General features: G+C 46.9%; 6 protein-coding genes. 4 read left to right on the forward strand and 2 right to left on the reverse strand.

From position 1 onward, the window contains the following. Nucleotides 1–55 precede the first annotated feature (55 nt). Nucleotides 56–595: an RNA-binding S4 domain-containing protein gene (locus tag OU793_RS23170; protein WP_140103308.1), complete on the reverse strand. Its 540-nt coding sequence runs from the start codon at nt 593–595 to the stop codon at nt 56–58. A gap of 226 nt (nt 596–821) precedes the next feature. On the opposite strand from OU793_RS23170, the gene OU793_RS23175 reads away from it, so the two are divergent. Then, a complete protein-coding gene (locus OU793_RS23175) occupies nt 822–1,775 on the forward strand; it encodes an endonuclease/exonuclease/phosphatase family protein (RefSeq protein WP_176333785.1) in 954 nt (317 codons plus the stop codon). Between the two features lie 7 nt (nt 1,776–1,782). Here OU793_RS23175 and cra read toward each other — a convergent pair whose 3' ends face one another. After that, a complete protein-coding gene (cra, locus tag OU793_RS23180; RefSeq protein ID WP_005454171.1) occupies nt 1,783–2,763 on the reverse strand; it encodes a catabolite repressor/activator in 981 nt (326 codons plus the stop codon). Nucleotides 2,764–3,127: 364 nt separating this feature from the next. Here cra and fruB point away from each other — a divergent pair, with 364 nt between their 5' ends. The 3 genes from fruB to OU793_RS23195 form a co-directional block, all read left to right on the forward strand. Then, nucleotides 3,128–4,258, forward strand: coding sequence for a fused PTS fructose transporter subunit IIA/HPr protein (fruB, locus tag OU793_RS23185; protein ID WP_023624547.1), 1,131 nt, complete (start codon nt 3,128–3,130; stop codon nt 4,256–4,258). Nucleotides 4,259–4,269: 11 nt separating this feature from the next. Beyond that, complete coding sequence (pfkB, locus tag OU793_RS23190; protein WP_029823640.1) at nt 4,270–5,244, forward strand: 1-phosphofructokinase; 975 nt, start codon at nt 4,270–4,272, stop codon at nt 5,242–5,244. 19 nt (nt 5,245–5,263) lie between these two features. Next, nucleotides 5,264–6,129: PTS fructose-like transporter subunit IIB (locus tag OU793_RS23195; protein ID WP_274647855.1), on the forward strand; the 866-nt coding region annotated here is incomplete at its 3' end.

A 6,129-nucleotide genomic window follows, 5' to 3' on the forward strand; every position in this document is an offset into this window, starting at 1 on the left:
TTTGGTATGTATGGGTTTGAACGCTAAGATTCAATCGCTTATATGATTCTATCGCTTAGAAGAAGTCGATAGAGTTACGTCCACTCTTCGGGTCACGCGTTGCTTGTGGTTTGTCTTCTTTCTTGCCTTTCTTAGCAGATTGAGACAACGCTTCTTTTTGTGCTTTGCGCTCTTTATGTGCCGCTTTACGACCCGTTGATTTAGGTCCTGTGCCTTTCGCTTTAGGCGGCTTACTTTGGCGAGACTTCGCTTTACGAGTAGATTGCGCTTCTTTCTTCGCTTTCTTTTCCGCTTTTTGTTCTGCCGTTTCTGGTTCTGTCACTGGCGCGTCACAAACCACCACATAGTATTCTTGGTTAAACTCAAAAAAGTCACCATCGTACATTTTGCGGCGTTTACGTGTTTCTAGCTCGCCATTCACCGCAACATAACCTTCTTCGATGATATGTTTTGCTTCGCCACCACCACTGACCAAGTTTGCGATTTTAAAAAGCTTATACAGTTCGATAGGATGCGCATCAACATCAATGCCGATCGCTTCAATTTCAATCTCGTCGCCTTCTAAATACTCTTCGTGGTCGTAATCTTGGGTCATGTTATTTACTCTTCATATTTGATGCTCTGAAGTTTAAACGCAATGCCCCAAAATAGAAACCTCAGCCAATGCTCTATCGCAGGTTCTTTGTGGCTTTTGAGCACGTCTTGACCTATTTGACTGACCATTCGCAAGCTGTTACGTCAATGCCAACTTCAAACGAGGCTGCAATTCCATAATCCGAAGGTATATACTCTCCAGGTTATTGTTAAAAAGAGCGAATACTTTGTCTCAACCAAGCAGAATTACCTTTGTTACGGCTAACTTGTTTAATTTTGTCGCACCGCCGAACGCCTACTACGACTTCGAGAATATTTATTCCCAAGAGCAGTGGCGAGACAAACTTGCTTGGACGCAAAACCAATTAGAAAAGCTCGAACCGGACATTATCGGTCTGCAAGAGGTGTTCAGTATCGAAGAAACCCGAGCGTACTTTTTGTCACTTGGCTTTCCGTATTTCGCAACGGTCGATACCCCAAAAATAGAAGACGAGTATATTTATTCTCACCCCGTCGTCGCGATTGCGTCTCGCTTTCCTATTGAGGATGTAAAACGCGTAGAGTTCGATTCAAACTCACTCACGCCATTTGGGGTAAATGAAGCACCCGATTTCAGTCGCAAGCCGATTTATGCGCAAGTCGTTCACCCAGTCCTTGGTCACATTGCCATATATGTCACTCACCTCAAATCTCAACGCCCTGCGGATACCGAAACGCCAGAACCATCAAGTCGCGTAATGGCTCGTTGGTTGTCTACACAGCAACGCGGTTGGGAAGCGGCCATGTTGCGAGACGCGATGCAGGCACAATATCGAGCACATCCGATACCGACCGTGTTAATGGGTGATATGAACCAGCCCATCTCAAAAGAAAGCGTTAATAATGTGCTTACCGAAACCTTTAGTGACAGCGTCACCGAATTACAACTAAAGGATGGTTGGAATCTGCAAACGGGCTCGTCTCTTGAAGTGCGCCCTGCGACTCACTACCACTTTTCTACGGGGAACGTGCTGGATTACATCCTGCTTTCTCAAGAGTTTGATACACATTCGGATGTATCGGTAGCGGAAGTGATTGATTATCAAGTGTTAGAACAACACCTGATTAACCCATCCTATGAGAAAGACAAAAACGCCAGCGATCACGCGTTTGTTTCGCTGACGGTCGAAGTGAAATTGTAAGTGTTGACTATTGTCGTTTAACAATTTTGCGAGGAATAAGCTCCACACCTGGCTTGTAACGTTTGGCCGAGGCATTCAGTGCCAACTCCATCGCGCTATCAGCAATCAACTCAAATTGCTGAGGCAGAGAGTTGATTTTCACTGGCAAGAAGTCCAGCAGTCGATTATCACCAAATGTCGCCAGACGAACTTGACTCATGAGTTCCGGCTTTTCGAGCATCACGTCTAGGACGCCTTCAAGCAACGTGTAGGAAGTCGTCACGATCGCATCAGGCAAACTATCTGCTTGAACCCATTTATCCAGTACTTTTTTTCCCTCCTCACGAGAGAAGTGCAAACCGTAACCGACGGTCATTGCCGTATCGTCTTTTTGGCAGGCAGACCGAAAACCCAGTTCGCGCTCTTTCGACACTTGCAGATCTTGCAACGCACCAATCAAACCAATGGTTTTGATCTCTGGAGACAGTACCGATTCTGTAAGCTCAAAAGCAGCATCAAAATCTTCACTGATAACGCAACAAAAATGCTCATCATCCATTGGACGGTCAAGTGCTATAACCGGAGTGCCCGAGTTTTGTAACTTGAGATAATACTCATTAGCCGATGGCATACCACTTGCGACAAATAGCGCGTCAATTCGGCGGCTGATTAGCGCTTCAGCAACCTTTTTCTCCGTTTCCGGATCATCATCTGAGCAGCCAATTAGAATTTGATAACCCGCCTTACGCGAGTTTTGTTCAATCAGTTTTGCAAGGCGTGCGTAACTGGTGTTCTCCAAGTCTGGGATGATAAGTCCAAACGAACGCGAGTTACCGGCACGCAAAGAAGAAGCGGCATGATCCGGCTTGTAATTGTACTCGTCGACAACCGCCATCACTTTCTTTTGCGTCTTTTCGCTGATGCGGTATTTCTGCGCTTTTCCGTTAATTACATAGCTTGCAGTTGTCTTTGAAACCCCTGCCAATTTGGCTATTTCATCCAGTGTCATATTCTCAACCCTATTCTGTGCGCGCGATCATATTAATACATCAACGATCTTACGATAAGTTGAATTATAAGCTGAACCGATTCAGTATAAAAGCTGAAAGGATTCAGCAAAATCTAAAAATTGACGAAAATCACCAAAATCCGGCAATGCAGTAAGTCTTCGTCTAGGCTTTAAGCAATACAGCTCAAGGGGTGTTTAACGTTAGATTTTTAAAACATTTTGCTAAGTCTTTTAAAAAATTTGCCACTTAGCTGAATCGATTCAGTATCGAAAGAAGGTTTAGCTAAGACACAACAAAACTAGAGCAAGACTGAATACATTTTTAATTTGATTGGTACGAATACCTTAAGGCTGGAGAAGCACCATGCTTAAGCTAAACAAGAACGACATTACCCTCTCGCAATCAGCGACAGATAAGTTTGCAGCAATCAAGAATATTGCGCAAAGCCTGACAGACAAAGGCCTTGTTGAACAAGGTTATGTGGAAGGCATGCTAAATCGTGAAAACCAAAACTCAACGTTTTTAGGTAACGGCATCGCGATCCCTCACGGCACAACCGACACTCGCTCGATGGTAAAAACCACTGGCGTCGCTGTTCACCACTTTCCTGAAGGTGTGGATTGGGGTGACGGAAACAAAGTCTTCGTTGCGATTGGTATCGCGGCAAAATCAGACGAGCACTTAGGCATTCTGAAGCAACTGACCAAAGTGCTAGGCGCTGACGGCGTGGAAGAGCGTCTTCGCGATGCAAAAAGCGAAGAAGACATCATTGCCCTACTTCATGGTGATGTTCAGCTTGAAGCGGACTTCGATGCGTCTCTTATCCAGCTGCTTTTCCCTGCAAGCGATATGGTACAGATGAGCGCTGTGGCAGGTGGCCTCTTGAAAAACACCGGCTGTGCTGGCGCTGAGTTTGTTGCGGATCTCGTGACAAAAGCACCGACTCATCTTGGCAACGGTTTGTGGCTAGTTGGTAGCGACAAGCACGTTTCTCGCACGGGTGTGTCTTTTGTCTCGACGGCTAACGATTGCGAATACGAAGGCCAAAAAGTGCGTGCTTTGGTTGCGTTTGCGGCTTGTAACAACGCTCACCAATCAATTCTGAACAACTTGTCTAAAATCGTTTTCAACAACGAACACAATAAGCTGTTAGATGCCTCTGCAGAACAGATTCTCGCGCTATTCAAAGGCGAAGCAGTGGCTGCGCCAGCCGAAGATGGCAACGTAGCAGTCTTTAAGATCAAAAACGCACATGGCCTTCACGCTCGCCCGGGTGCGATGTTGGTTGCAGAAGCGAAGAAATTCGAATCAAACATTCGCGTGGCAAACCTAGATGGTGATGGTAAAGCAGTAAATGCGAAAAGCCTGATGAAAGTGATTGCCCTTGGTGTGAAACACGGTCACCAATTGCAGTTCTCTGCTGAAGGCCCAGACGCGGCTCAAGCGCTGGAGTCTATCGGCAACGCGATTGCTTCTGGCCTAGGTGAAGGTTAAGGGGCACGCAAATGACAGCATTAAAAACAAACAAAGTTGTGACCATCACGCTAAACCCTGCGCTTGATCTAACAGGCTCACTCGACGCGCTAAAGGTAGGTTCAGTCAGCCTTGTTGCACAAAGTAGCCTTCACGCGGCAGGCAAAGGCGTTAACGTTGCAAAAGTGCTAAGCGACCTTGGCGCCGACGTTACGGTGACCGGCTTTTTGGGTAAAGACAACCCAGAACTGTTCCATCAACTTTTCACCGAAATTGGCGTAAAAAACGAGTTTGTTGAAGTCGAAGGCGCAACACGCATCAATGTAAAACTGGTAGAAGCCGACGGCCAAGTGAGTGACATCAACTTTCCTGGCGTTCAAGTAACGGCAGAAGAAATTGCTCGTTTTGAAGAGACACTGTTCCGCCTTTCAGACACTCACGACTACTTCGTTCTAGCTGGCAGCCTACCGGGCGGTGTAACCGCTGAGCAATGCGCAGCGTGGATTGAAAAACTGCATCAACAAGGCAAAAAAGTATTGTTCGACAGCAGCAAAGCCGCTCTACGTGCAGGTATTGATGCTCATCCGTGGCTTATTAAACCAAATGATGAAGAACTGAGTGACTTTGTCGGTGAGCACCTAGAAACGCCAGAACAGTGCCAAGTGGCAGCACAAACCCTCAGCAACAAAGGCATCGAGAATATTGTTGTGTCGATGGGGGCTGACGGTGTGATGTGGCTAAACCAAGGCGAGTGGCTACGCGCACAACCGCCACGCATGAATGTGGTGAGCACAGTTGGTGCGGGCGACACACTGGTGGCAGGCTTATGCTGGGGTCACATGCAAGTGATGCCGAAACACGATTTATTGCGCTTCGCGACAGCTCTTTCTGCTTTAGCAGTTAGCCAAGTTGGCGTGGGGCTAACCAGTCAAGAAGAGCTGGAAAACATTAAGCTGCAAACACAAGTCAGCGAGCTTTACCCTAATACGAACTTAGACAAAAACTAAGGAACAGAAGGTTATCAGTATGAATATTGCCATTATTACTGCCTGCCCTAGTGGTGTTGCTAATAGCATCCTTGCGGCGGGTCTATTAGAACAAGCGGCCGCTAAACTAGGTTGGAACGCCAAGATTGAATGCCAATCCAGTGTTATTGCTCCAACGCCGCTGACAGACGTTGACATTGAGCAAGCTGACGCGATCGTAATCGCGGCAAACACCACCGTTGATACTTCTCGTTTCGTAGGTAAAAAAGTCTACCAAGCAGAAATCAGCTCGGTGGCAAAAGATGCTACCGCATTCTTAACGACCGCAGTCGAAAGTGCAGCAACACTTGAACAAGCAACCACAGTTGAAGCGCCTGTCGAAAGTGCTTCTGCAACCAAGAAAATCGTCGCTATTACGGCATGCCCTACTGGTGTTGCACATACCTTCATGGCAGCAGAAGCGTTAGAAGAAGAAGGCAAACGCCGTGGTCACCAAATTAAGGTGGAAACTCGTGGCTCTGTTGGCGCGAAGAACCAACTAACTGACCAAGAAATCGCAGATGCGGACTTGGTTATCATTGCAGCGGACATCGAAGTGCCACTTGATCGCTTCAACGGCAAAAAAATGTACCGTACAAAAACTGGCCCAGCTCTGAAGAAAACCGCTGAAGAGATGGACAAAGCGTTCGAACAAGCAGCGATTTACCAACATTCAGGCGCTGCAAGTTCTGCTTCGGCAGCAGACGAGAAGAAAGGCGCATACAAACACTTAATGACGGGTGTTTCGCACATGCTTCCTGTCGTCGTTGCAGGTGGTTTGATCATCGCCCTATCGTTCGTATTCGGTATTGAAGCATTTAAAGAAGAAGGTACATTAGCCGCAGCACTAATGACCATCGGCGGCGG

It is taken from the genome of Vibrio sp. VP6, from assembly GCF_028823755.1.
Taxonomy (GTDB): Bacteria; Pseudomonadota; Gammaproteobacteria; order Enterobacterales; family Vibrionaceae; genus Vibrio; species Vibrio parahaemolyticus.